The sequence below is a fragment of the Bacillus sp. 3103sda1 genome, from assembly GCF_024159135.1.
GTDB lineage: Bacteria > Bacillota > Bacilli > Bacillales > Bacillaceae_G > Bacillus_A > Bacillus_A rhizoplanae.
In genome coordinates, this window is record NZ_JAMYWS010000001.1 from 1,168,242 (window position 1) to 1,194,386 (window position 26,145).

At 33.2% G+C, this 26,145-nt stretch carries 23 protein-coding genes and 2 pseudogenes; 15 read left to right on the top strand and 10 right to left on the bottom strand.

What is annotated here, in order from left to right:
- Positions 1–10 precede the first annotated feature (10 nt).
- The 4 genes from NKR74_RS05880 to NKR74_RS05895 form a co-directional block, all read right to left on the bottom strand.
- Positions 11–184 (bottom strand): hypothetical protein, encoded by a 174-nt coding sequence (locus NKR74_RS05880; RefSeq protein ID WP_253628948.1) that lies wholly within the window; start codon positions 182–184, stop codon positions 11–13.
- Between the two features lie 383 nt (positions 185–567).
- Positions 568–1,461: a ClpXP adapter SpxH family protein gene (locus tag NKR74_RS05885; protein ID WP_253628949.1), complete on the bottom strand. Its 894-nt coding sequence runs from the start codon at positions 1,459–1,461 to the stop codon at positions 568–570.
- Positions 1,461–1,856, bottom strand: a complete 396-nt coding sequence (locus NKR74_RS05890; RefSeq protein ID WP_253628950.1) for a globin domain-containing protein — start codon at positions 1,854–1,856, stop codon at positions 1,461–1,463. Before NKR74_RS05890 ends, NKR74_RS05885 begins: the two co-directional genes overlap by 1 nt.
- A 356-nt stretch (positions 1,857–2,212) precedes the next feature.
- A complete protein-coding gene (locus NKR74_RS05895) occupies positions 2,213–2,791 on the bottom strand; it encodes a CYTH domain-containing protein (protein ID WP_253628951.1) in 579 nt (192 codons plus the stop codon).
- 143 nt (positions 2,792–2,934) lie between these two features.
- On the opposite strand from NKR74_RS05895, the gene NKR74_RS05900 reads away from it, so the two are divergent.
- From NKR74_RS05900 to NKR74_RS05930, 7 genes are all read left to right on the top strand, one after another.
- The gene (locus NKR74_RS05900; protein ID WP_098306222.1) at positions 2,935–3,306 is read left to right on the top strand and encodes a UPF0738 family protein; all 372 of its coding nucleotides are present in this window, start codon (positions 2,935–2,937) and stop codon (positions 3,304–3,306) included.
- Between the two features lie 150 nt (positions 3,307–3,456).
- On the top strand, positions 3,457–4,092 hold the full coding sequence (yjbM, locus tag NKR74_RS05905) for a GTP diphosphokinase (protein WP_098306224.1): 636 nt from the start codon (positions 3,457–3,459) through the stop codon (positions 4,090–4,092).
- 21 nt (positions 4,093–4,113) lie between these two features.
- Entirely contained in the window at positions 4,114–4,911 is a 798-nt protein-coding gene (locus tag NKR74_RS05910; RefSeq protein ID WP_253628952.1) for an NAD kinase, read from the top strand.
- Positions 4,912–5,032: 121 nt separating this feature from the next.
- Positions 5,033–5,920, top strand: coding sequence for an RluA family pseudouridine synthase (locus NKR74_RS05915; protein ID WP_253628953.1), 888 nt, complete (start codon positions 5,033–5,035; stop codon positions 5,918–5,920).
- A 506-nt stretch (positions 5,921–6,426) separates the two neighbouring features.
- A complete protein-coding gene (locus NKR74_RS05920) occupies positions 6,427–6,585 on the top strand; it encodes a hypothetical protein (RefSeq protein WP_253628954.1) in 159 nt (52 codons plus the stop codon).
- A gap of 172 nt (positions 6,586–6,757) precedes the next feature.
- A complete protein-coding gene (locus tag NKR74_RS05925) occupies positions 6,758–8,944 on the top strand; it encodes an AAA family ATPase (protein ID WP_253628955.1) in 2,187 nt (728 codons plus the stop codon).
- Positions 8,941–10,536, top strand: coding sequence for an HNH endonuclease (locus NKR74_RS05930; protein ID WP_253628956.1), 1,596 nt, complete (start codon positions 8,941–8,943; stop codon positions 10,534–10,536). The genes NKR74_RS05925 and NKR74_RS05930 overlap by 4 nt, the downstream gene beginning before the upstream one ends.
- A gap of 463 nt (positions 10,537–10,999) precedes the next feature.
- Here the strand turns inward: NKR74_RS05930 and NKR74_RS05935 are convergent, their stop codons facing one another.
- Entirely contained in the window at positions 11,000–12,949 is a 1,950-nt protein-coding gene (locus NKR74_RS05935) for an RNA-directed DNA polymerase (protein WP_253628957.1), read from the bottom strand.
- Positions 12,950–13,242: 293 nt separating this feature from the next.
- Here NKR74_RS05935 and NKR74_RS05940 point away from each other — a divergent pair, with 293 nt between their 5' ends.
- Positions 13,243–14,376, top strand: coding sequence for an RNA-directed DNA polymerase (locus NKR74_RS05940; protein WP_253628958.1), 1,134 nt, complete (start codon positions 13,243–13,245; stop codon positions 14,374–14,376).
- 161 nt (positions 14,377–14,537) lie between these two features.
- Here NKR74_RS05940 and NKR74_RS05945 read toward each other — a convergent pair whose 3' ends face one another.
- The 5 genes from NKR74_RS05945 to NKR74_RS05965 form a co-directional block, all read right to left on the bottom strand.
- Entirely contained in the window at positions 14,538–14,918 is a 381-nt protein-coding gene (locus tag NKR74_RS05945) for a DUF6262 family protein (protein ID WP_253628959.1), read from the bottom strand.
- Entirely contained in the window at positions 14,911–17,019 is a 2,109-nt protein-coding gene (locus NKR74_RS05950; protein WP_253628960.1) for a tyrosine-type recombinase/integrase, read from the bottom strand. Before NKR74_RS05950 ends, NKR74_RS05945 begins: the two co-directional genes overlap by 8 nt.
- 13 nt (positions 17,020–17,032) lie before the next feature.
- Positions 17,033–18,154 (bottom strand): tyrosine-type recombinase/integrase, encoded by a 1,122-nt coding sequence (locus tag NKR74_RS05955; RefSeq protein WP_253628961.1) that lies wholly within the window; start codon positions 18,152–18,154, stop codon positions 17,033–17,035.
- Positions 18,155–18,398: 244 nt separating this feature from the next.
- Positions 18,399–19,139: a bis(5'-nucleosyl)-tetraphosphatase PrpE gene (gene prpE, locus NKR74_RS05960; protein WP_253628962.1), complete on the bottom strand. Its 741-nt coding sequence runs from the start codon at positions 19,137–19,139 to the stop codon at positions 18,399–18,401.
- Positions 19,140–19,216: 77 nt separating this feature from the next.
- Positions 19,217–20,377, bottom strand: a complete 1,161-nt coding sequence (locus NKR74_RS05965; protein WP_253628963.1) for an FtsW/RodA/SpoVE family cell cycle protein — start codon at positions 20,375–20,377, stop codon at positions 19,217–19,219.
- A gap of 274 nt (positions 20,378–20,651) precedes the next feature.
- Here NKR74_RS05965 and NKR74_RS24075 point away from each other — a divergent pair, with 274 nt between their 5' ends.
- The 7 genes and pseudogenes from NKR74_RS24075 to NKR74_RS06000 all read left to right on the top strand — a co-directional run bounded on the left by NKR74_RS24075 (position 20,652) and on the right by NKR74_RS06000 (position 25,692).
- Positions 20,652–20,849 (top strand): glycosyltransferase, encoded by a 198-nt coding sequence (locus tag NKR74_RS24075; RefSeq protein WP_375337653.1) that lies wholly within the window; start codon positions 20,652–20,654, stop codon positions 20,847–20,849.
- A gap of 83 nt (positions 20,850–20,932) precedes the next feature.
- Positions 20,933–21,918: pseudogene (rfbB, locus tag NKR74_RS05975) on the top strand (dTDP-glucose 4,6-dehydratase).
- Between the two features lie 9 nt (positions 21,919–21,927).
- A pseudogene (locus tag NKR74_RS05980) lies at positions 21,928–22,035 on the top strand (dTDP-4-dehydrorhamnose reductase); the annotation flags it as partial.
- Between the two features lie 110 nt (positions 22,036–22,145).
- Positions 22,146–22,922, top strand: coding sequence for an enoyl-ACP reductase FabI (gene fabI, locus NKR74_RS05985; RefSeq protein ID WP_098306231.1), 777 nt, complete (start codon positions 22,146–22,148; stop codon positions 22,920–22,922).
- A gap of 124 nt (positions 22,923–23,046) precedes the next feature.
- Positions 23,047–23,322, top strand: coding sequence for a hypothetical protein (locus NKR74_RS05990; protein WP_309247648.1), 276 nt, complete (start codon positions 23,047–23,049; stop codon positions 23,320–23,322).
- A 452-nt stretch (positions 23,323–23,774) separates the two neighbouring features.
- Entirely contained in the window at positions 23,775–24,422 is a 648-nt protein-coding gene (locus NKR74_RS05995) for a hypothetical protein (protein ID WP_098306233.1), read from the top strand.
- Positions 24,423–24,735: 313 nt separating this feature from the next.
- A complete protein-coding gene (locus NKR74_RS06000; RefSeq protein WP_253628964.1) occupies positions 24,736–25,692 on the top strand; it encodes a hypothetical protein in 957 nt (318 codons plus the stop codon).
- Positions 25,693–26,145: the final 453 nt, after the last annotated feature.

Genomic DNA, 26,145 nt, shown 5'->3' on the forward strand with positions numbered 1-26,145 from the left:
TCGTTTTTGTTTAAAATCCTTTAAATCGCTTTTGGTTATTGAAGTATGATACAACCAATACGATTGCTCCAAATAAAAGGGGAAGTGATAAAATTAGTGGGAATACTTGTAACAATGATAGGACGTATAAACAAAAGAAGAGGAAAACGATACAAATAAATAATAAAAGATAGGATTTTTTCATTGGAAACCCTCCTATAAAGTGAAACTTTAATCAGTGGGGGGATTCTTCATCCCTCACTGATTATTAGTTGAACCAATCGGGCGCATGCCAGCGGTTATCCCCCACCTATCTTCTTCGAGTTCCTCACAATCTTGAGGTGGAGGTCTTACTGCCCGCGAATAGCGGGACAAATACTCCTTATATACTATATTCCGAAATGAAAACGTTTAGAATGTGACAGAAATGTGAAATTCGACAAAAAGGGTTGTCATCTGACGTCGAATCTTGTAATATAATAAACGTGAACGAATTCACATACAAACATATACCCCTTTGTTTGAACGTGAAATTTCTCCCATCCCCTTTAATATTTTTATAAGCCGTAAAGAAAACGACCTGGTGTTTTACACCAGGTCGTTTTCTTTTGTAATCCATTTCCAATAACGCTCTCGTTTTGTATCAACCATGCGTACTTTTCTTTTCAGTAGCAATTTTTTCATTTCTCGTTCTATTTCAGTTTGAGAGTAATTATAAATAAAGGCAATTTCTTTTGTTGACATAAACTGAACTTGCTCTAGTAATACTTCTAAAGAAGGAAGTGGTTGTGGTTCAATTTCTTCTTTTACAATTTCTTTTAATACTTGTACATATACATCGTAAGAATAAATACCAGCAATTTTAATTCCTTCTTCATTAGAATTAGCATGAAAGAAAACGAGAGAAGGGATTTCTGTAATGTGCATTTCATTTGTAAATTTCAAATCACATTGAAATGCTTTTGCGGCACTGACAGAATGTAAATCCTGTTTAAATTCTTCAATATCAATTCCGCTTTGTTTCGCGCATATAAGCAGCATATCTATATCTGGCTTTGATATATTTTCAAGCAAAATGGATTCTTGAAGTTTTCGTAAAAATTTCGAACCTGCTTTTCGACCTTGTAATTCTGCCGCCTTTATGGCAAGTGAAGTTATATACGGAGTTGATGAAGCCCCATGCGTATATACTTTTCCGTCGCAAGAAAATCCGTGTAAACTTGTTGTTTTTTCCCACACAAATCGAATATTAGCAGGTTTATTCCATTTGTGTGATGGGGAGATGGCCCCTTCTACCTTACCGGTAACAATGTGACGGAGTGAAAAATATTTTCCATATTCGAGCCATAGTTTAATCATCAATGGCTCGATGTCCCAACAATCTTTGCAAAGTGGATCAATAAATAAATATGCTTCTACAGACTTAGGCTCACATTTGGAAGGCGAGATTGGTGCAATATGTTTTGCTTCCTGTTTTTCCATTAAGCTTCACCTGTTTCGGGAGTATTGACCATGTGCTGCGCCGTTAACGTCAAACGCTCAAATACAAAATCACGAATCGGTCCGTGTACATTGGTATCATCCATCGCTTGTTCCATACACGAGAGCCAAGCTTTTGCGCGTTTCGGTGTAATTTCGAACGGCAGATGACGAGCACGTAACATTGGGTGACCATGCTCTTCTGTATAAAGATTTGGTCCTCCTAAATATTGTGTTAAAAATTGTTTTTGCTTCCTAGCAGTTTCTGTTAAATCGTCTGGGAAGATGGGAGATAAGTCAGGGTGTTTACTGACATAGGAATAAAATGTATCGACTAATTTTGCAATGCCTTGTTCACCGCCAATTGCTTCAAATGGTGTCGTTGGTTGCTTGTTCATCCTTGTAACTCCTTTTTCCATCAAATGTATATCTATCCCGCTACTTGTAGGCAGTAAGACCTCCACCTCAATTTCATGAGAAATCATTCAAAGGAGATAGGGGCTAACTGCTGACCTGTGCCCGATTGGTTCAACTAACCTTCTAGGGAAAAGCATTCTAGAAGGAAGTTTCACTTTACCCCGCTCTAACGGGCGGTACCTTCATGTATTTCACGGTGTAAAACCGTCCGTAAGAGCCCGATTAGTTCAACTAACCTTTCATGAAAAAAGCGTTCATGAAAGGAAGTTTCACTTTATTGTAGCAACGGATTGTCACGAAGAGCAAATAAATAGCTCTTAATCAACCCTTTGCTAGTTTATTGTTCTTTTTGGCCCTTGGCAAGAAAAAAGCGTTGCACTTTGTTTTTTGTATGTCTGATAGGAATATTATGTTCTTTTAATAAAAAAGCAAATGCTGCTTGTCCAGCCTGTTCATCGCTTACTTCGTATTCAAGTTCATAATCATCATGTTCGTAATAAAAACTATGATCGAATACGAGGGTACCGCCTTCAAATGTTGTTTCTGCTCGCTCTGTTGTTAAGCTTCCCATGTATTGTAATGAAGAAACAGGAATTTGTAGGGTTTCTAATTGCTTGGAAACAGCTCCCTTGATTAACTTATTTGTTTCAATCATTATTTTAGCTTCTTCTTCTGTTAAGGTTTGATGCGTCTCTAACAATCCAACCTCTGCCGGTTGTTTTAGTGTTAGTGTATAAGTATTATTTTTACAACGAATACGAAGTGCAGAGCCAGCATTTTTTAATGAAAATGTAGGCGTTTCGAAATAGTGATTTACTTGTTTTGCGAATGTTGTAATAGCAAATGCCTGACATAAAGAATGGAATTCCTCTTTTGTGACCATGTTTTTAAATTCGATTTCAATTTCTTGTTGCATATGCGCTCTCCTTTTGTGAAATATCTGGTACTCATTATCGCTTTTTCCTAAATTTCATTCAATGTTTTATTTGTTTCGTTGTATGTTATGTTACAATAAAAGTGTTGATTATGACAGGAAGTATGATATGGAGGAGTTAAAGTATGCAAAATAAAATTCAAGTTAAGAGCGTAGAAAAAAGAGAAGATGCTCTTATTTTTTGTGCGGAAAATACAGAGCTACGTGTAGATGGTTTAAAGGCACGTAGTCACGTACTTGTAGATTCAGACAATTTATCATTTTTATATATTTTAGAGAATGAAACCTCTTTTATTTACGTGAGTATCCCGCATACGTGCTGGGAAGATTTAAAAAATGCAATGAAGAACGATGAAACAATGTTTGTTCGTATTCATGACGTTGAAATCGAGTTAGAACAAATGAAAGAAGAATTGGAATATTTAATTGAAAATATCGAAGGAAATGCGAATTACGGTGAGGAACTCGTAAATGCAGTAGAAAAAGTGTTTCTGTAAAGTGAAACTTCTGTCAGTGGAGGCATTATCGTACTGACGGTTAGTTGAACCAATCGGGCTCTAATGGGCAGTTTTGCATCGTGAAACACCTAAAGATACTGCCCATTAGAGCGGGATAGAAGAAACTGATTTGTTTTGGTGGTGGTTACATTGGATCGAAATTGGGAAGAATTTTTAGCTCCCTATCATCAAGCTGTAGGAGAGTTGAAAGTAAAATTAAAAGGAATGCGTTCTCAGTTTGAAATGTTGGCTGAACATTCGCCCATTGAGTTTGTAACAGGTAGAGTCAAATCCGTCGCAAGTATTATTGATAAAGCAGCAAAACGCAATATTCCACTCGATCGTTTGCAGGAAGAAATGCAAGATATTGCTGGGCTTCGCATGATGTGTCAATTTGTTGATGATATTAAGCCAGTTGTAGAATTTTTACGAAAACGTAACGATTTTGAAATTGTGGAAGAACGCGATTATGTGACGCAAAAGAAGGAAAGTGGCTATCGTTCCTATCACGTTGTCATTAGTTATCCTGTGCAAACGATTCGTGGGGAGAAAAAAGTGTTAGTTGAAATTCAAATTCGAACGTTAGCAATGAATTTTTGGGCAACAATCGAGCATTCTTTAAATTATAAATATCGTGGGCGCTTTCCAGAAGATATTAAAGTGCGTTTGCAGCGCGCAGCTGAAGCAGCTTATCTATTAGACGAAGAAATGTCTTCGATTCGTCTTGAAATCAAAGAAGCACAAAAGATTTTTTCGCGCAAGCAAGAGGCGAAAGAAACAGAATAATAATCTAAAGGGTGTTGGGCGATGAAATTTGCAATTATGTCAAAGGGAGATCAATCATCAAATGAGCTTACAAGTACGATGACAGAGTACTTATGCAATTTTGAATTTACAATGGATGAAATAGAGCCAGATATTGTAATTTCTGTTGGAGGAGATGGAACACTGCTGCATGCGTTTCATCGCTATCAGAATCGGTTAGACAAAACAGCGTTTGTCGGTGTGCATACCGGGCATTTAGGATTTTATGCAGATTGGTTACCAACAGAAGTTGAGAAGCTTGTCATTGCGATTGCGAAAACGCCTTTTCAAGTTGTTGAATATCCATTATTAGAGGTCATTATTCGTTACATGAATGGAAGTAAAGAATCACAATTTTTAGCGCTAAATGAAGCGACGGTAAAAAGCAATGAAGGAACGCTTGTTATGGATGTAGAAATTCGCGGTGAATACTTTGAAACATTTCGCGGTGACGGCCTTTGTATTTCAACACCTTCTGGGAGTACCGCGTATAATAAAGCACTGGGCGGAGCGATTATTCATCCATCCTTGGACGCCATTCAAATTACAGAAATGGCGTCTATTAACAATCGAGTTTTTCGTACAGTTGGATCTCCGCTCGTATTACCGAAGCATCATACGTGTGTGTTAAAACCAGCTACTGGAATGAACTTGCAAATTACAATTGATCATTTGACGATGGATCATCAAGATGTTAAATCGATTCAATACCGGGTGGCAAATCAAAGGGTTCGATTTGTGCGGTTTCGTCCATTTCCATTTTGGAAACGAGTGCGTGATTCCTTTGTGGCAGATCAGTAAAGCTCAACTAACTAGCAGCGGACGTTTTTCCCGTTGCTAGTTAGTTGAGCCAATCGGGCTCAGGATACATTGGGAACACTTAAAGAACACTGGTAGAGAGGAATAGAATAGAGTTATGCAGTTGAGAAGGTTTACTTTAACTTGGTGTATAACAGAAACAGATGATGGAATGCTTATTCGAGAGTTTTTGAAAGCGAAGAGTATTTCTAAAGCAGCGTTAACAGATATAAAGTTTCATGGCGGAGCTATTGAAGTGAACGGACATTCTGTAAATGTACGTCATGTTTTGCAAGAGGGAGAGAAGTTAGCAGTATACTTCCCACCTGAGCAAAGAAGTGAAGGAATGCTAAGCGAGAATATCCCACTTTCGATTGTGTATGAAGACGATTCTGTTCTTGTTATTAATAAGCGGCCGTATATGTCAACAATTCCATCAAGAGAGCATCCAAGCGGGAGTGTAGCTAATGCTCTTTTGCATTATTATGATCAGCAAAACCTTGCAAGTACAGTACATATTGTAACAAGGCTCGACCGGGATACATCTGGTTTAATGTTAATTGCAAAAAATCGTTTTATCCATCACTTGTTATCCAAGCAGCATCAACAAAAACAAGTGAAAAGAACATATGAAGCGATTGTTCATGGAACGATAGCGGAGGACAGCGGAACAATTGATGCTCCCATTGCACGAAAAGATGATAGTATTATTGAGCGCATGGTCCGTGAAGATGGGCAGCGAGCAGTTACTCACTTCGATGTGCAAAAGAGATTGAAAGATAAGACGCATGTGGCACTTCAATTAGAAACCGGGCGGACGCATCAAATTAGAGTACATATGGCGCATCTCGGCCATGCATTACTTGGTGATGATTTGTATGGTGGGAAAACGGATGAAATAAAGAGACAAGCATTGCATAGTACAAATTTAACATTTTATCATCCTGTATTAGAAAAGCAGCTTACATTTCATGCGGAGTTGCCGGAAGATATGAGAAAGCTGATGGAATAAAGGTTATCAAGACCTAAATTAAAAAAAGATAAATAAATTAAAGGAGATTACATATTTTATATGACTAATATGTAATCTCCTTTCTTATGCCACAATCGCGCCCGTTTGTGGCATAAAATGACAAGGTTACGGAAATGAGCCACTTTATTTAAAGTAACGTTCTTCCTGTTGGTTTGAAATAAAGTTTGATTAAAAGTGTGCTGTAAACGTTGATTTTATAATTGAAGAAACCCACGCATTTTGAACAAAGATTGATTAAAATATATAGGCATGGTTTTAGTTGTTAAGTGACAAAAAAGTTGTTTAATTTACAATAAAGTCGTTTAAAAAATAATAAAGTTGTTTAAAAAATGCGGGTCATTCTATTCAACAATCGGGCCATTATCTTGAATAAAAGTCAGAAGATAAATTGGGTATTTATGTTAAAATATAGTGGGGATTGTAATGAAGAATTGGTGTGAACATAATTATTATTAGGCACATTGGTGGCAGAAAGGAACGGTCAAATGAAAAGAGAAGAGGTTTTAGCTGCCCTTGAAGCAGGAGAATTTGATGGTATAAGTCATAAGTATCAACCATACAGTGGTTACGGGAAAAATAGTCATCAAATAGAAATGAGTGTATCCTGTGGGACTATTGAGGTAACGGAAATTTACTACAGGTAAAATCTTTGACGGTAAGGAAAATGAACGATTTGAAGATAGGACAACCAAAGTCTTAAGCGGTTATAAAGCGGTTGATTTTATAGAAAGTCGTCCGTATTACTTTTCACAAAGAAGACCAGATTTGTTTTAGACAGAGATTCTGAAAAGGAACTAAAGAGAGGTACAAAATTTTATGCTTATTTATTTTTTAGCAAGTAGCGGAGATAGACTAGATAAACAAGATATTAATTTTGATTCTGAATTTCATATTGCCTATGATCAGGTAACTAAAGAGTTATCAATTAAAAAAAATTACAATTATATAGAAAATTTTTGGAGTAAAAATATTATATCATTATCTGCCATTGTAGGAAAAAACGGTGTTGGAAAATCGTCTATATTAGAATTATTAAAAGACCGCTTTTTTAGAGGATTGGGTATAGCAAACGAAACAATATTAATTTATAAGGAACAAGAAGATATATATAAATTATATTATAATGAAGGTTTATTTAATGAAGGTATATTAAAAATTAATGGTAAAAATTATAATGCGAATTCTTACATATTTGAGACAAACGAAAGCCCTTTTATAAAAATTGACGAATTAGATCTTTCAATTCAACTATTCAAAGCTCCTAGTAAGGGGAAATTTAGTAAAAATGAGCTGCTAAAATTAGAAATTAAAAGTCGAATGGCTCAAAATTTTGCTCTTATTAATTATACATATTATTGGAATTACTCAAAAAGACTAAGATCTTTAGACATAGAATCAAATACGAAGGGACTTGAATATTTTGATTATTCAATTGCAAATAAGCTAGATATTGTTTTAAGAGATAAATATAAACCTGAACAGATAATTGTAGACATAGAAAATATTTATAAAATAAATTCAGATCAAAGATTTGGGATAAATTATTTATATCAATTAAATGAAAATGATATATATCGTGTTTTAAATTATTTGAATAATGAAAAAAACAGAGAATTATTAATGCAGTATTTTATGGTACCTGAAGAACTTTATATTTATTACGATTATTTGGATTCTGAAAAGAGAGCTAACTCTTTTTTATTTGATTTAAATGATACAAACGAATATTTAAGATACGAAGACAGGTCGAAAAATTATCAACATGAAAACTTAATCTATGATTTTTTATTAAAAGGTTCTCCAAAAAAGATTCAATTAAGAGAAGCACTACTTTTAAGAATTTATGATAGTTTTTTTACGGAAATACAAGCGATGGTTAGTAGCAAAGATATTCAAAAGAATATTAGAACATTGGATAAAACTCAATTAAATACAGAAAATAGTATTCAAATTTATGAAGATTTAAAAGTGGTTTTAGATAATTTTAAAACACTTGTTACACTTGCTATAGAAAAAGCCAAAACAAATGAAATTATGAAACAAAAAAATAAAGAAAGATTAATTGAAAATTTTAAATCCTTATATGAAGGATATAATCAGTTTTTGAATTTTATTGAAGATGAATTTTGTAAAACAGTTGAAAGTGTCACAATCGATGATAGGCCTTATTTTGAAAAAGATATAAATGGAACTGTATCTGTAGGTTATCAAGATATTGAAATTCCCAAAATAATTCTTGACAATAAGGGAATTGAGTTAGCAATAACTTTATTTAATAAATATAAAAATATAGGGACAAATAATAAAATTTTATATTTTGTATGGCGTAATCTTAGTTCAGGTGAAACGAATATTTTGAATATACTTACAAGTTTAAATACGGCAATTGAAAAAAGCAAAAATAAGTATCTTTTAATATTATTAGATGAAGCGGAGGTATCATTACACCCGACTTGGCAAAAAAATTATATAAAATTATTAGTAGATAACATTGGAGCGAAAGCAGAGGAAGAAAATAAAAAAGTACAGATAATACTTACGACACATTCACCATTTGTACTATCAGATATACCAACAGATCGTGTTGTGTTTTTAGATGAAAAACCTATTACAAAGAAAATTTACACTAAAAAAAGTTTAGACGATCAACCATTAACATTCGGTTCTAATATTCATGATTTATATATGAACTCCTTTTTCCTTGAGGGTGGTTTAATGGGGGATTACGCAAAACAAAAAATTAATGAAATAGCAAATAAGTTAATTAATTATAATCCAAAGCAAAAACAAGAAATTGAATGGGAGGATATCCGAAAGTTCATAAATCAAATAGGAGAACCAATTATTAGGACGCGACTTGTAGAAATATATGACCAAAAACGTAAACTCAACCAAGATTTTATTCCAAATAATGCTGAAGATACCATTTCTAAAATACAAAATGAAATTAAAAAATTACAAAGCGAAATACGAATGCTTAAAGAATCAGGTGATGAAACTTGATTTATATTAAGATGAAAAAAGAGTTATTAGAATACCATCTAAATTATGCAGATATTGAATATAGTCCTTTAAGAAAAAATTTAGAGAAAGCAATTAATGAATTTTCTAACCCAAAAAGTAAGTATATTTTACAATTTATCTTGGATCGCTTAGAAAAAGTTGTTATTGGTTCGGTTCAGGAATTAATAGAAATTCAAAATGATTATATCAAAATGATATTTCAAAAAATACAAATGTCTGATTTAGCTGCTTTTAAAGATTCACATGAAAAATTGAAGCAAATATTTCTCTCAGCTTATGAAAATTTCAATGGTCCTGGGATTAAAATAGACTCTAATGGATTAGATATTGAATGGAATGGTACGACGTATTTAAAAAAATTAAACCAACTAGTATGTCCATATTGTAATGCGAGTTTTATTTTGACTATAGATTCATTAAATCATTTACCAAATGGAGGACTAAGAGCAAAAGCTGATTTAGATCATTTTATTCCAAAAAGTAAATATCCAATGTTTGCAATCTCATTATATAACTTAGTACCAAGTTGCATATATTGTAATCAACGTTTTAAAAGGGATCATAATACGAGTTTCGAATCGTACTATTCACCATTTGATCCAGATATTGAAGAACAATTTAAAATTAGAATTAATTATGAAATGTATCCTAAAAATGCATTTAAAAAATTAGAAGAACTAGAACTAAAAGAATGCACTGAGGAAGTGAGACATTATAATAATTTATTAGTTAAAATAGATAATTACAGTGAATGGAATAAATATATATCAAAAATACCTAAAATTAATAATGATCTAGATAAGTTGTTTAATGAACTTTATAATGCAATAAACAATTCAAAACTAGAATCAAGGAAAATAAAGGAACTAAATAAAATATTAGAACAAATTAAGATAGTTACTGAAAATTGGGTTAAAGAAATGAAAGATTATCATAAATTGATGGAAGACGGGGAAATACTTATTTCACAAGAAGTTTATTTGCGTGTTAAAGACAGTATGAATGTTTTTAATAAATATCATAGTGATTTTATTGACTTTGATCCTAAGAAAAATCATGGGAAAATTAGAACCTTATTAAATAAAGTTAAAAAAGAATTTACGCTAATTACTGAGAAAATAAAAAAATTTCAATTTATATATTTATTGGAAGAAGAAGAAAAAACATATAAGGAAATGAATTTTGTAGATATTACTTTGGGTAAAAATATTAATTATTATATAGAAATTATCCCTACCTCAGATAAAAAAGAAGACCAGCGTAAGGTATTAAGTAATGTTGCATTATTTCAATTAGAAGAAGTTTATAATCAATTCCGGTATTATGTGAATCGGAAAATAGAGCAAAGTTATAAAACGAACGAAATATATATACAGTCACTAGTTGATCAATTTCCTGGTTTTTTATCAGAGAGTAATATGTCAGATTTAGTAGATACATTCTTAATTAATAAAGAAACATTATCCCAAGAAGTACTAGGGAAACTAATTTATGATGTTATTTTGCCAACTATTCGATTGACAAATCATAAAGATAAAGTAAAACGATTACATTGGGAAGAAAACTTATAGATACCTATAAATATTTGGGTTAAAAGAGGTATAATAAACACTTCTTATGTTTTTTAAGTAATAGTTAAATTTTATTCTTTTACATTAACAAAGAGGTCCTTTACTAAAAATTTGGGGGCATTTTTTATTCTTTATCGCATTTTTCATTATTCCACAATCGGGCGCTATTGTTGAATAAAACTTAGATTTTCAAACGACTTTATTGTTATATTTTTTAGTGTAGTGAAGTATCTTACATCAAGATTAAACAACTATATTTTTAACCCCGTCCTAAATTTAGAACGGGGTTATGCTTGTTTGAGCTTTTAAAATTAAATAACTTTATTGTCATTTTACATTAGTATGGTAGATATTTTTATAAAAAAGATTGATCAAAATATTTCTATAATCTTGTTAAATTAGGATTTTAGCGTTTCTGAACAATCTTTTTCATCGCAACTTTATTTCAAAGCTACAACAATTGTTAATTATAATTAAATATATTTGGACTGTTTTTATAAGAATTTAAAGATTTTAAGATATTAGTTTTAGCATAAAATGAATAATCTATATTCCAGCGGTAGTAACTTCTTGAAATAATAGGTTTTACGAAACTCTCCATTTCAGATTTTCCAGTAATAGAAAATCCTTTTGCGAGTTTATCTTTTGCCATTTGTAAAAAGTGCTTGTGTTCACTTTTTAGTTTTTTTAATAAATCTTTGGTTTTTTGAGTTGAAAATTTATTCTTTTGGAATAAAGGATAATATGTGAAATCATTCATTATATAGAAATAGTTACTGTCAATAAATCTTAAATCGTCTTCGGACTGTTCTGTTAATATACGGTCTATTTCTTTGGAAATTTTTTCAAAAACGATTTTATAACTTTTAAATAGTCTATATGGATTTTCTGAATCTAATATATAATTCGCTATTGTGCAAAGTATAAAATAATTATTTTTAGAATTTTTTTGTTGTATAAAACTGCATAATAAGTTATTTGGTAATTTCATTGATAAATACTTAGCAGCTGTAATGAGTTCATAAATTTGATCTAAAGAAAACTTATTTCTTTTTAAAAATTTTATAAGTCTATTGATATATTCAGTGTCGAATTCTTCTAAGTATTTATTTGATGTATCAAAATGTTTATTAATGGCTTCTCGATAGTTAAATATTAAATTATTCATATTTTGTACTGAAAAGTGTTCAGGGCTGTATGATAACACGAAAAACGCTAGATCTAATGTAAGCTGTCTACTAATACTGTTTAAATTTTGTGGAATTAATTCTGTGAATTTTTTTAATGTATAACGAACTATAGATACCTTTTTATTTGGATATATACTTATTAATTTAGCGAAGTTTATCATGAAAGTACTAGCTAAATTGTTTAGTTGGTCAAATTTAAAGTTTTTATTAAAATCGATAATAAATGAAGATAAAATGTTTTTTAGCTCAATTATTGAGGTGTCTTCATTAACTAATAGAGCGTTTTTTGTAATAAATTTTTCTGTATTTAATTGGAGTTTATATTGTGATAATACATCTATTATTGTATTTTTAATTAATTGTTCATTTTGTTCACTAGGGTTATTGAAAAATATAGTGTAGTCATCGATAAACCTATAAATCACATAATCTTTATTATATTTTAAACCTTCTTCATTTAATTTCTTTGCTATTTGAAGATCTGTTCGTGTTAGTAAGATTTCTGAAATAATCCTAGAGAACTCAGGTCCAACAATTATACCGTTTGTTTCATTATAGTTAATGGTTTGACATATTTTATCGGTTATTTTTCTGAAAAAATCATGATCATCATGTAGTTCTTGTTTAGTTTTCTTAATATTATCGGTAATAGCCCATTCAAGTGAATGCGTATAGATACTTGAAAAAAAGTTCCTAATATCTAAATTCATATAGTTATCGAACCTAATTTTTGCTCTATGGTATGAAATAGAATTTTTGAACTGTAAAATATTGTTGAATTTCCTATAAGAAAAAAAACTCGTAAACTCAATTTTAAGGTCTGTTTCATTTATTTTTAAATCTGAAGATTTTTCATCAAATAACGAATTAAAAAATTTTATCTTATTTTTAAAAATATCATCGTAATTAAAATTTAAGTTATTTAATTTTTGTGGGGAACGGATACTAAACGGAGAAAGTGAACAAAAATTCATGATGTTAAATTTATATGTATTAAGATAAGCCATCATTTGTATTTGCGCTATAGGATGTGGAATAGATAAAATGCGTTGTTCCAAACCATTAGTTTTTGGTACTTTAAAATTCAAAGGTATTGTGTAATTTTTATCTAAAGTTTTACTGTTAAAACCATCATAGCTAATAAGTTTTAAAAAACTATTAGAGAAATTTAAAGGTAATTCAACTGGTAAAACTTCTTTATAAATATATCGATTTTTACTCACTATTTTCACCCTTTTTATGTAACATGTAGTATCATTATACCTAAGGTGGAGAAAAAAGTAATCATTTGGTTACACTTTAAAAATTAATATCGATAAAGTAACACAGCTTACATAGGGTTTACTGATACATGATTTGATGAGTAACACACACATTGAGGTGATGGTAAATTATAATCGTCACCATTATAAAGTTCCTAGTTGCTTCTATAGGACTAGTTAGCTTTGTAGATCATAATTAAGGCTCATATGTCTTAATTATGGTCCTCCACTGTAAATAAAAATGAGGTGGGAAATTGAAAATATCTCAGTATAAAAAAGTCACAGTAGGATCTAGAACTTTTTATATAGGATCAATCCATCAAAAAAAAATAGACAATGATGTTCACAAATTGATAAAAAGTAGATACCAGAAAGTTAATAAAAATAGAAACTATATTATTGATAGTTTAATTAATCAAATTACCTTTAATTTCAAATTACCAGAAAAATACTGTTATACAGTAATAAAAATTGATATCAAAAACTTCTTTGAAAGTATAAATACCCATAAGTTGTATAAAAGAATTGTTCGTTCGAATATTTTAAATGAAGTTGCAATGGAAAAAATTAAACAAGTTGTTTTTTCCAAAAAAGTAAAAGGCCTACCGCAAGGAGTAAGTTTTTCATCATTATTAGCAGAAGTATATTTAGAAGATTTTGATTATAATCTAAAAATAGCATTTGATGAACTTTTGTTTTACTCTAGATATGTAGATGATATATTACTTATATTTAATGGAGATCATTTAAATCAAGTAGAAAATATTGTTGACCGTATCGAACACCTATTGAAGCCATTGAATTTAACTTTAAATAGAGATAAAAAATTAGAGAAGTGTTTAATTGGTGCAGGAAATACTTTTGAATTTAGTTATCTAGGATATGAATTTTCAAACCAAATGAATCCGAAATTATTAACTATCTCTGTTGCAGAAAATAAAATAAAAAAATATAAAGTACACATAGAAGATATTTTTAATAAATTTCACTTTAGTAACAGAAATGATAGTGATTTTTACAAATTATATTATTCTTTAAGAAATTTATTATGGGTTACTATAACTAAAGACTTTATTAAAGACAAAGATTTAATATATGGTTTTTCTTATAATTACAAAAGAATAAATAGTTTTGAGGCCAAGGCGGAATTTAATGCTAAATTGAAATACCATATTCATCGTAATAATTACTTTACGAGGAAACAAAAAACACAACTTTATTCATTATTTTTTAAAGAATCCATTGATTATAAATTTAATTATAATAAAATATCGAGAAAAAGAATGCTCTTGATGATGAATCAATTGAATATTACTCCTAAATATGTTCCTGGTAAAAATCCGAAAAATATTTGGATAGGACAAATTTTCAAAGAATTATATGCATAGAAAAGATGTACCGTTCGGATTTGAACAGTACATCTTTTTGAATAGGATAGGCTATACTAAATTAGACAGATTAAATAAGAGCTTGCATATTTATAATACAAAATAACACCTCTAAATATTATAAACGGAATGTCAATAGGAGAACAACGTTCTCCTATTGACTATAACTTCTTATATACGTCTGCGTAAGCTACCTTCAGTTGCTCTCTTAATTGCTTGTTTTCATCTTCCAATTTCTTATTTTTCCTTTTTAGGGAAGCGATCAGGGCATCCTTGTTACTTTCATTCATTTTTCGCTTTACTTGTTTCGGTGTAGGCACTTGTGACTGTTGATTTCGTAATGTTTCAATTCTTGAACGAAAGCCCTTGTTGTTATAAAGCGTTGCTTTTGATACATCAGCTTCATTGGATACACTGTTAAAATTAATTTTTTCATTCGCTTTTAAAAGCCTTTTAATAGCTTCATCTACTCGCTGAAGGGTATTTGCTTTTCGTTTGGCATGAATCGCTTTCAAATGTGCAGAACGGTCATATTCAGCCATTTTTAACACCTAACTTTCTTTTCATCCGCTCTTGCCTACCAAAGATAACATTTCCTTCTTGTAGGGTATTGAAAATGTTTTGATAACGTTGTAAATTCTTTTCGTTTTTCTCGGCTATATCATCTCGACCCCTTTGTTTTGCTATTTCAATAGCTTTTATGGTTGTTTTAATGTGAAGTTCATATTTTTCCTTATCTAATTCCGAAAAACCTACTGCTAAGTCTTTACATGGCGTTTGATTGTCACCACAAGTTAGGCAAGGTGGCGCTTCCATATGATGGCAATTCCCGTTCAGACGAGCGTGACACGTTCCATAAGGGTTGTCCATTGCATTTAGCTTGTGATCTTGCCATAAGGCATCCAATATGTCTGTTGGAATATCTTCTCCTGATTTAATTTCTTGTACTTCACCGTTTAAGTCAAAACTAAAAACACCTTGCTTTATGACTGATTCAAAGGCTTTTCTTTTCGTATTATCAAGTAGTTTGGCATACCTTAATGTCATTTCGGGGGATGCGTGTGCTAATAACTCTTGTACCGTCAGAATATCCGCACCACCGTTCAACATTTTTACTCCATAAGTATGTCGAAACTGGTGTGCTTTAAAATGAAACAACTTCCCATTTTCGTCAGTGATGTTTTTTTGCTTTGCTAATATATTTAATTCTTCTCTTATAAATTCTTGAGTAAAAGGTTTTCCTTTCCGTTGACCACGATAACGAACAAAGATATACCCTTCGGGATTGTTGTCTTGATTGCTAAGTTCTTTTGATTTCTCGATAAGAATCGCAAGAATATCTGCTAATTCATCATCAATTGGGATTCGATGCCCTTGTACATATGTTTTTTTAACATCCGTTTCAATAGAGTATTGTCCATTGAGTTTTACTAAACAATCAGAGGTTAAACCTAATACATCTGATATTCTATGTCCTGTTTTAAACGCAATCCAAACAACAGGGATTACATCTTTATGCAAGTCATCAATATGAGTAAAGAGTTGCTCTAATACATAGTCGGGAATATAGTCAATTTGTTCAATTGACTTTTTTCTTAGCTTTGGTTTATCTTCAGGAAAAATTAATAATCGCACATTAGCTTTGGGAGCCATATCGTACTCATACCGTTGAATATCTTCAAGAAATTTTTGTAAATGAGACAGCGATTTTATAATATAATGTGCGGGGTGAGCGTTACGTTTTTTTAAATTATTTTTAGAGTATTCATGTAAATGTTCGATGTACTTCTCAATATGTGCTCTTTTTAGAAGCTTTAAGTCTTTCCATGTTGTTTCCAATGAAAATATAAAATTAAAAAAACCCGGTATATATTTTAGATAACTCTGTGCTGTCCCCGTAGAAAACCTGTTGTTGCTGATCAATCGTTGCTTAAAATATTTTTTAACTTGTTCACGAACCTTTTCGTCAATCTTTGAAAAGTCAAGGAAATAAGCAGATTGGCTTTTGTTGTAATCAATATCATATCTCTTATGTAAAGCACGAACATCCCATTTGTCTTTTTTCCATTCTTCACGTTTATCGGTGAATTGGAATAGTGCAGTATAAACAGTCCTCAAAAAAAGTGCTATTGATGTTTTAGTAGTCACGTTTCTTATTTTTTTTGTTTGTGTGTAATAAGTTTTTATTTTTTTCTCATTCAACCAAAACAAATACTCTCGTTCAGCTTTTTCAATATCCAAATCTAACAAGGAAGAGAGATTTGGATATTTTTCATTTATGAAATCCGTTATTCTTTTTAATGGACTTTGAGCGTTATATATACTCTTGATTGTCCATAAATCATTAAACAATTGCTGATAATAAACATATTTCACTTCTAAGTTGAGTGAAGGATTATTAAGTCGAAAGTAAATATTTTTAGCGGTAGAATTATAGTGTGCTACCACTTCTTCGAACTGCTTGATTTCACCTACAACGTTGACATTCCATTTGTCATTAACTAAGAAATAGGGATTATTTACTTGTTCAATTAAAACAGAACCATTTTCATGTACTGTTTTTTCAGGATATGTTGAAAGTTCTCTTTGTAAGCCTTCATGAAAGCCTATTTCTTCTACCTGAACATCCTTGATTTGCTTCATACAGTAATTCCTTTCAGTTTTTTTTCTTTAGGTTAAATTCGGATTGTGCTTTATTCCACTCTTCTCGAATATCTTCATCTGAAGGATGTAGGTACAGATTCATTGTTGTTTGAATTTGAGAATGTCCTAATCGTTCTTGTACTTGCTTAATATCCTTTGTTTTCTGGTAGAAAATTGTAGCGTGTGTATGACGAAATAGGTGAGGATGTAGGTTTATCCCTGTTTTCTTTTTTAATCGCTTAAATAGAGACTCAACGTTCCAATATTCCATTGGTTTTCCCACATCTTTTCCTCTCAGTTTTACAAAAACAAAGTTTGAATCCAAGTCTAATTCATCAAGCACTTCATACAAGTAATCATCATATAAATCCATTAAGGATTGTGATACATAAATTTCACGTTCCCCTGTTTTTAACATCGCACCGTTTTCTAATTCCCCTCGTTCTACTAAACGAATCTGATGCCCTTTTTGATGGTCATAAACAAAATCCTCCATGAAAAGAGAGAGAGCTTCTCCAATACGCAATCCCGTTTCAAATAACAATTGAATTAAGAACTTATCTCGTATATTAGTGGTTGCTTGTAATACTTGTTGTACTTGTTCTTTTGTGAGTGTTTCTACTCTTTTGCGTGGTTCTTTTAATTTCAGTATGTTTCTGTTTGATGGCTTGTCCTTATTAACATGATGTAAGAAACTTTTGTAACGTGAGTGTCCTCCTGTAAATACTTGCTTCATTAACTTTTCCGTCATGTCATTTTGTACTTCTTCATTTCGGTAGAGGTAGTCATAGAAGTTTGCAATAACGGTAATTGTATGGTTAATTGTCTTTTCCGTTCGCATTGCTTTCTTTTGTTGAAGAGGGGTGACATTTGAACTCTGATAGGGGCTTCTTAACCACTCCACAAGGTCAACTAAATCTTCTAATCTAATAAACTTATAATCTTTGTTTGTTTCTTCTAAGTAGGTATAAAAATGTTTTAAGGAATAACAATATGCTTTTTGAGTATTAGGTTTTTTCCCTGTCTTATCTAAATACTTTATATATTTCATAACTGGCATAACAGGGAATCCTTCTTGATCCAGTAATATGTATCTTTTGCTGTTATTCTCTAAGACAACCTCTTGTACCCTCATAGCACTTCACCCCTAAGAAATATTAACGCTCGGTCTAAAGACCTCACTACGCCTCCCGCTATGGGCTACGTCCTCCGCCTAAAGTATACATACTTTTCTGAACATTGCATACATACTGAACTATATTTTCAATATCTGTATAACTAATCTAATATGTATAAGAAAAGAGGATATATGCTCATATATTGAACATAATATCCTCTTCTTAGTTTAGTCTATTTAATAATGATTCCATCAGCTTTTTTTAGTCAATAGAACGAAATTTCTCCGGTACAAACGGCATTGAAGAAGGAACGGACACCGTTTCCATTTCCGGATAACGAAGTCCTGTTAATTTTCCGCCAAATACTGATCCAGTATCGATATTCACAGTATGATTGACGAATCGAGGTTCTGGTACAGGTGTATGTCCGTATACAATCCAAGCATCTCCAGTATAATGTTTCGCCCAGTCACGGCGGACAGGAGAACCGTCAGGGTGCTTTTCACCTGTAATATCACCGTACAAGACGAAAGTTTGGACTTTTTTATCACTTCTCCCGATATAATCTTGGCGAATACCAGCGTGACAAACAACGAGTTTTCCGTTATCCAGCACGTGATAGAGAGGCGACTGTTCGTAAAGATCAATAAACTTTTTCTGTATGATTTTTTGCTCACTTGTACTTAATGCTTCGTATTCTGCAACGGTTGTTTCTAGGCCATGCGCCACTTGCACTTTGCGCCCAAGGAAGTAACGATATAATTTATTACAATGATTACCGGGGGCATAATATGCTTCTTTTTTATGTAGGACAAGGTCCCACACAATTTCAATCATGCGAAGAGAATGAGGACCACGGTCTGTAATATCACCGACGAAAGCAAGTTGCCGTTTTTGTGGATGAACAGGTAACCCGCTATCCCATTTATAGCCAAGTTGTTTTGTTAATGATTGAAACTCCTCTAAACAGCCATGAATATCTCCGATAACATCATACTTCATATTGGATCACCTACTCTTTTTTTGATTAGTATACCGCTACAAAGGCAAGAAAAAAACCATATCCACTAGGATATGGTTTAATCAAACATAAATTTTTTTGTTCGTGACTGTACATTCAGAATGAAGCCAATCGCAATCATATAGGTGAGCAAGGAACTACCACCGTAGCTTAAAAGCGGTAATGTAATCCCGGTAATAGGAAGTAGTCCGATTGTCATGCCGATATTTTGGAACACTTGGAATGTAAACATCCCGACGGTTCCCGCGCATATATAACTTCCGTATGGATCATTGCTTTCTAACGCAATATGAATCATGCGATAAATGAGTAGGAAGTAGAGTGAAATAACGACGCTTGCTCCTAAAAATCCGAATTTCTCAGCAATATTTGTGAAAATAAAATCGGTATGAGGTTCAGGGAAGTATACTTCTCCACCGTCCCAACCTTTTCCGTATAACTCGCCTGATCCAGTAGCTAAAAGGGATTGAGTTAATTGATAACCCTGTGTTGGGTATTCATAAGGTGCTAACCAGCCATAGAAACGATCTAGCTGATACTCTTTTAAAATATGTGCTTTAAAAAATGCTGTGTGTGCAAAGTAAATATAAACGAGTAGTGCAGCAACTCCAGCGACAATGCCAGCTAAACCGAAAATAAAGCGCCAACGTATACCGGATACTAAAATCATGGCTGCAAGCATTGCTGAAATTACCATTGTATTCCCTAAATCTGGTTCTTTTGCGATTAACAGTAATGGTGGTAAACTCGCTGCAAATATTTTTCCAAGTAAGAGTAGATCTTCTCGTGACGTTCGAATCGTATATTTTTCATTATGGTCTACGATAATGCGTCCAACTACAAGAATTAAAAAGAGTTTCATGATTTCTGAGGGTTGGAAATTACCGATACCTGGAATTGCGTACCAAGCTGTTGCCCCTTTAATTGTTACCGCGCCCGGAAAATGAAACTCAAGTCCAAGAAGAAGAACCATTGCGAATCCGTATAAATACCAACAAATTTGTTTATAGCGATCGAAGTCGATAATCATAACTGCAACAACTGCAATAATCCCAATTATATACCATTTGATTTGCTGCGCAACGAAATTAACCTTTTGTAAATTTGGTGGCAAGGATGGCTGTGCACTGGCGATGGCAAAGCAACTTACTATAGCGATTGTAAGTACAATCATTATCAAGACGTAATCTATTTGATATCGAGAATTTTTATCTTTCACCGTACTGTATTCCTTTCTATGACTCATTGTTATTAAAAAAGACACTATTACCATCTTAGCCGATTTTTTGTTGTTTGCAAATATGTTGTTTAGATTTAGGTTGGGAATGTCAGATGTGTGGAGTGTTATAACATAAAATTTTTATCCCGCTATTCGTGGGCAGTAAGACCCCCACCTCAAGATTCAGAGAAAAGTGAAGAAGATAGGTGGGGGATAACTGCCCGTAAAAGACCGGTTGGTTAACCATCAGTGGGGGGATAAAGCCCCCCCACTGATGGAAGTTTTACTTTATGATGTTTCACATTCATTTGAATTTCGTAAAGCAGGTTATTTTGTAGGTGCTTCTAACCAAATGCGGACATGGTGTCTTCATTATACAGTTGTTATGTATAAAGTTGATGAGTATTATAGTGCTGTACACGATAGCGGTGTGCGTTGGAGGGATAAAGATTTGAACATTCGTGGCCGGTAAAAGAGCCCATTTTGTCAAAAAAAGATCGGTTACTGCCATTGCTTATTGAGTGTAAAGATTGTTTTTTAGTAGGAGAGTTGTCTATGAATATATTAGTAACAGGCGGAGCTGGATTCATTGGTAGTAATTTTGTTCATTATATATTGAAAGTATACGAAAATTACCATGTTATTAATTATGACGCGTTAACATATAGTGGTAATCTTGAAAATTTACGTTCTGTTGAGCAAGACCCTCGCTATGTTTTTCTAAAAGGCACAATTCAAAATCGTGAACTTTTAGAATATGTTGTTCAGAAGTATAAGGTAGATGCCATTGTTAACTTTGCAGCGGAATCACATGTTGATCGTAGCATTGAAAATCCTATTCCTTTCTATGATACGAATATAATTGGAACGGTAACGTTATTAGAGCTGGTCAAAAAATACCCTCATATAAAAATGGTGCAAGTCTCAACAGATGAAGTGTATGGCTCATTAGGAGAAGTAGGGAAATTTACAGAACAAACACCGATTGATCCGAGCAGTCCGTATTCTTCTAGTAAGGCGAGTGCAGATATGATTGCTTTATCGTATTACAAAACGTATCAATTACCTATTATTGTCACACGTTGTTCCAATAACTATGGACCATATCAATATCCAGAGAAATTAATTCCACTTATGATTACAAATGCACTTGAAGGGAAGAAATTGCCGTTATACGGAGATGGATTGAATATAAGAGATTGAATATAAGAGATTGGCTTCATGTTAATGACCATTGTAGTGCAATTGATGCTGTACTGCATAAAGGGAAAATTGGGGAAGTGTATAACATTGGCGGAGATAATGAAAAAACAAATGTAGAAGTTGTTGAGCAGATTTTGGCGTTACTGAAAAAAGGAAAAGATGATATTCATCATGTTACGGATCGCTTAGGACACGACCGCCGTTATGCAATTGATGCGAAAAAAGTAAAACAAGAATTAGGATGGCAGCCGGTGTATACGTTTAAGCAAGGAATCGAAGAAACAGTTCATTGGTATAAACAAAACGTGCAGTGGTGGCGACCATTAAAAGAAAAATAAGGGGCTCACAAATATTCAACTTTAAAGCATAAAATGTTAAAATTAAATGATTTCTCACAGATGCCATCTTGGGAAGAAGGATTAGAACGCTTCTTTAGCGAAACAAAGAATCACTAGTGAATTTGGGCTAGTGATTTTTGTTTGCCTTTAGAGTATTTTATGTTAATATAAAAATAGTACCAGGTTCTAATAACAACTATAATTTATGAATATAGGAGGATAAATACATGAATCTTCTCAATGTAAAAGGAAAAAATATTGTCGTAATGGGCGTTGCAAACCAACGAAGCATCGCTTGGGGAATCGCGCGTTCATTACATAATGCAGGAGCAAACTTAATCTTCACTTACGCAGGTGAACGTTTAGAAAAAAATGTACGTGATTTAGCGGAATCATTAGAAGGACAAAAATCACTTGTATTACCATGTGATGTAACAAGCGACGAAGATATTGCAAGCTGCTTCCAAACGATTAAGGAAGAGGTTGGAGTTATTCATGGACTGGCTCATTGCATTGCATTCGCAGAACGTGATGATTTAAAAGGTGAGTTCGTTGATACATCTCGTAATGGCTTCTTGTTAGCTCAAAATATTAGCTCATTCTCATTAACAGCTGTAGCAAGAGCAGCGAAAGAAGTGATGACAGAAGGTGGAAGCATCGTAACGCTAACATATCTAGGCGGCGAGCGCGTTGTATCGAACTACAACGTAATGGGTGTTGCAAAAGCATCATTAGACGCGAGCGTAAAATATTTAGCGAACGACTTAGGAAAGCATAATATCCGTGTCAACTCAGTATCTGCAGGACCAATTCGCACATTATCAGCAAAAGGTGTTGGCGATTTCAACAGCATTTTAAAACAAATTGAAGAACGCGCACCACTTCGTCGTAACGTAACGCAAGAAGAAGTAGGAAATACAGCGTTATTCTTATTCAGTGACCTAGCAAGCGGTGTTACTGGTGAGAATATTCATGTGGATTCTGGATATCATATTTTAGGTTAGTACGAAAAGATAAATTAACTATATTTATAAAATAAAAAGCCCTCTTGAATTGTAAAAAATACGATTCAGGAGGGCTTTTTAAATGTAAAGTTTAAAGGAAACGTCACAAAGAGCAGTAGAGTCGATTAAATATGAAGCGAACTCATTTTTGAATTTGAAAGTCTCTTATATTAATGAACTAGCAAAGTTGTGTAATCAGTTGAATATAAATATTACTAATGTAGCAAAAGGTATGGGATTAGACAACAGGAATGGAACCAGTGCAGCGATGCTGATTCCATTGGCTAATTTGTATTCTAACAGAGGAGTGCTACGGCGTTCCAGATATCATACAGAGCACCTTCATATCGGTTATACGGTACACTTCTGTTACAGTTTCTCATTAGTAGGACCAAACTAGGCAATGATAACGATTGGCATCGAGAATAAGAGTAGGGAGGAAAGAGTTAGATTATCACTTATCCCGCTATTCGCGGGCAGTAAAACCCCTACTGATGGTTAGTTTCACTTTATCCAATGATTAAAATTATAAATTCAAATGTTGCATTTTTAAAGATAAAGTTATAGAGTATTTCCTGCTCCGCGAATTTAATAAGAATGTTCTCAATTCCCGCACTGTAAAAATCGACTATGGCGTTACAGTAACCCATTGAGATTCTTTAACATACCTTAGAACATACAAACAGTAAGATCAAAAAAGTCATCACAAGTCGTCAGCACAATTACAGAAATGATTGGCGGATCCATTTAGTTATATCAAGGCTTATCCGCCTATTTGCATGCCCATACAACAACAATGATAATGACATAAAATAATATAGTACCGAAATTTAAGTGAAGGAGGTGCTCGAAATGAATGGTTTTTGTAATCAATTATGTAACTTAATACCAGGAATTGAGGTTGATTTTTTATTAAGGGGAGCCTCTAGAATGATCACCCTGACTTTTATAAAATTTGATCCTGAGGATGGGTGTATTACAGGGAAAGATTGTAATGGAGCTATTAGAACATTAAGTTGTCATTGTATTTGTGCGTTTTCACCCCGTATTCCTCGGAAAGAATTATGTTGTAAAATTATAGTGGAGCATAAGACGCAACTGGTGCCTCCTGCAAAAAGGGGAACTGCCCGTGCCACTAAAACGGTAGTAGCTAACATTGAAAAGGTATGTCCGGAAGTGGTTGTTATTTGTGGTGTGATTCATAAAACCATAACCTATACGGCAGTAATAGATGGTTGTGAGGTTGAGAACCATGTAATTAAAGACGATGTCCCATTTCAATGTCTGATTGAACAAAATGATAAGAAGGAAGGGGATGATCAATGCGGTATTACTCAACAGGATGGCATCAAGGAAGGGGATCAATTCCGTATTATCCATCAGGGTATTTTGTGCGAGGTTTTCGCGCATGAAGCAAATTTTGGCGGACAAGATCATTCAGTCGCCTTTAATTTTGTAGAAAAAGATATTGTTAAGGTATGTATTGAAAAAGTAAGATAAACCAACTATTGACAGAAACCCCCATCAGTATTCGACTGATGGGGGTTTTATTTTGCTTTACGGGATAGAATCAGCAACTGAACGACGAAGTGTAACAACGAAAGATGAAAAAACTAATTCATCTTATAACAGACCCGTTCATTATGAATGAAAGAATCATGAAGGACCAAATAAAAGACTCACAATGATGAATTTATCCAAACCATTATTATTGTAAACACATACTATAGTTTGAAAAAGAGGGGAATTCGACAGAAATAGATTTTTTTCTTTTTTTACATTCAAATTTATTAAAAAGGAGTGTAAAACTGATATGTCAGTAGTTGCAATTATTACGGGAAATGGTCCATGTTCAGCTGCTCCCCTTTTACGAGCAACCGTTACAGTAAATATCATAAATAGCGGACCAAATGCTGGGTGCGCAGAAATTATAGTAACCAATAGTCCGAGCAGTAAAGGTTTCATAGGTTCTTTAGGTTTAACTGTGAATAACCCGGGTCCATTTACCCAGGTGTCAGGTCCAGGAAATGAAGGCTCTTTAAGTGGCGGGAAATGTCTTAGAGGTTGTCTCCCGAATTCCGATATTGTACAAAAGTTTAAAACGCAATCACAAAGAATTAATCCGGGTAATTCGGGTACATTTGTTATTTGTTCCACTACACCGTTTACGGAGGCACAGTTCCAAAGCATTGGATTACATTTCAAAGGTATCGAGGGAAATGATAGTATCTGTTTAAGTGGCTCTTTTGGTCCTGTAACAACAACGCCAACTGTATGCACGATTCCAAACCCGCAAACTTGCTGTCAAGTAGTCGTTGAATTTAAAACAAAGCTCGTTCCGCCTGCATTAGTTGGGCATGACGTTAAAACTGAGGTGTTTTTCACACAACCGCCTGTTGTTGAAGATGTTTGCCCTGAAAAAGTCATCATTTGCGGCTCGCTAGCGAAAAAAATTACGTTCATAGCTGTGGATGAAAAAGGAAAACGATGTAAGAAAGTCATTTGTGACGAAAGAGCATTCCAATGTATCATTGACCGTGATGATGCAAACGAAGGAGACCATTTCGAAGTTTGTGGATTTGCCGTTTTATGTAACGGTACACCAAGACCACAAAATTTCGGAACACGCCCAGGATATAAAGCAGGAAGCACTGTTGAGGTATTCTGGAAAGTTATTGAAAAAGACATTGTCAAGGTTTGTATTAGAAAGAATGATTGCAACGATTGTAATCCGATCTCACCTTGTCACCCAACCTCATTTTCTGACTAGTCTCTCTAAGTAAGCAATAAGAAAACATAGAGACCTCTCGACTCTTTATGATTATTGAGGTCTTTTTATATGCAAAGACAGAACAAAGCTTTGATTGCCAGTTTAGGCACCATCATGAACTAGACGATATAGACATCTGTGACTTTCGGATAAGGCTATTAAGTTTGCAGGTAAACAAATAAAAGAAGGAAAAAATCAACCGTTATTATACAGTCATCATTCGGATTTATCCCGCTATTCGTGGGCAGTAAGACCCCCACCTCAAGATTTAGAGAGAAGCGAAGAAGCTAGGTGGGGGTCTTACTGCCCGTAAAAGCCCGATTGGTGGGAGCTTTCCATCAGTAGGGGATGAAGAATCCCCCGCTGATGGAAGTTTCACTTTATATAAACTTCAGCTTCATATGCAGAAAAGTGTGATTGTGAAATAGATAGAACAAACTGCTGAAACACAGG

Coding starts and splice junctions, on each gene's coding strand:
- NKR74_RS05880 (WP_253628948.1), bottom strand. CDS start 184: ATGAAAAAATCCTATCTTTTATTATTTATTTGTATCGTTTTCCTCTTC.
- NKR74_RS05885 (WP_253628949.1), bottom strand. CDS start 1,461: ATGGAAAAACAGGAAGCAAAACATATTGCACCAATCTCGCCTTCCAAA.
- NKR74_RS05890 (WP_253628950.1), bottom strand. CDS start 1,856: ATGAACAAGCAACCAACGACACCATTTGAAGCAATTGGCGGTGAACAA.
- NKR74_RS05895 (WP_253628951.1), bottom strand. CDS start 2,791: ATGCAACAAGAAATTGAAATCGAATTTAAAAACATGGTCACAAAAGAG.
- NKR74_RS05900 (WP_098306222.1), top strand. CDS start 2,935: ATGCAAAATAAAATTCAAGTTAAGAGCGTAGAAAAAAGAGAAGATGCT.
- NKR74_RS05910 (WP_253628952.1), top strand. CDS start 4,114: ATGAAATTTGCAATTATGTCAAAGGGAGATCAATCATCAAATGAGCTT.
- NKR74_RS05920 (WP_253628954.1), top strand. CDS start 6,427: ATGAAAAGAGAAGAGGTTTTAGCTGCCCTTGAAGCAGGAGAATTTGAT.
- NKR74_RS05925 (WP_253628955.1), top strand. CDS start 6,758: ATGCTTATTTATTTTTTAGCAAGTAGCGGAGATAGACTAGATAAACAA.
- NKR74_RS05945 (WP_253628959.1), bottom strand. CDS start 14,918: ATGGCTGAATATGACCGTTCTGCACATTTGAAAGCGATTCATGCCAAA.
- NKR74_RS05950 (WP_253628960.1), bottom strand. CDS start 17,019: ATGAAGCAAATCAAGGATGTTCAGGTAGAAGAAATAGGCTTTCATGAA.
- NKR74_RS05955 (WP_253628961.1), bottom strand. CDS start 18,154: ATGAGGGTACAAGAGGTTGTCTTAGAGAATAACAGCAAAAGATACATA.
- prpE (WP_253628962.1), bottom strand. CDS start 19,139: ATGAAGTATGATGTTATCGGAGATATTCATGGCTGTTTAGAGGAGTTT.
- NKR74_RS24075 (WP_375337653.1), top strand. CDS start 20,652: ATGGAAGTTTTACTTTATGATGTTTCACATTCATTTGAATTTCGTAAA.
- fabI (WP_098306231.1), top strand. CDS start 22,146: ATGAATCTTCTCAATGTAAAAGGAAAAAATATTGTCGTAATGGGCGTT.
- NKR74_RS05995 (WP_098306233.1), top strand. CDS start 23,775: ATGAATGGTTTTTGTAATCAATTATGTAACTTAATACCAGGAATTGAG.
- NKR74_RS06000 (WP_253628964.1), top strand. CDS start 24,736: ATGTCAGTAGTTGCAATTATTACGGGAAATGGTCCATGTTCAGCTGCT.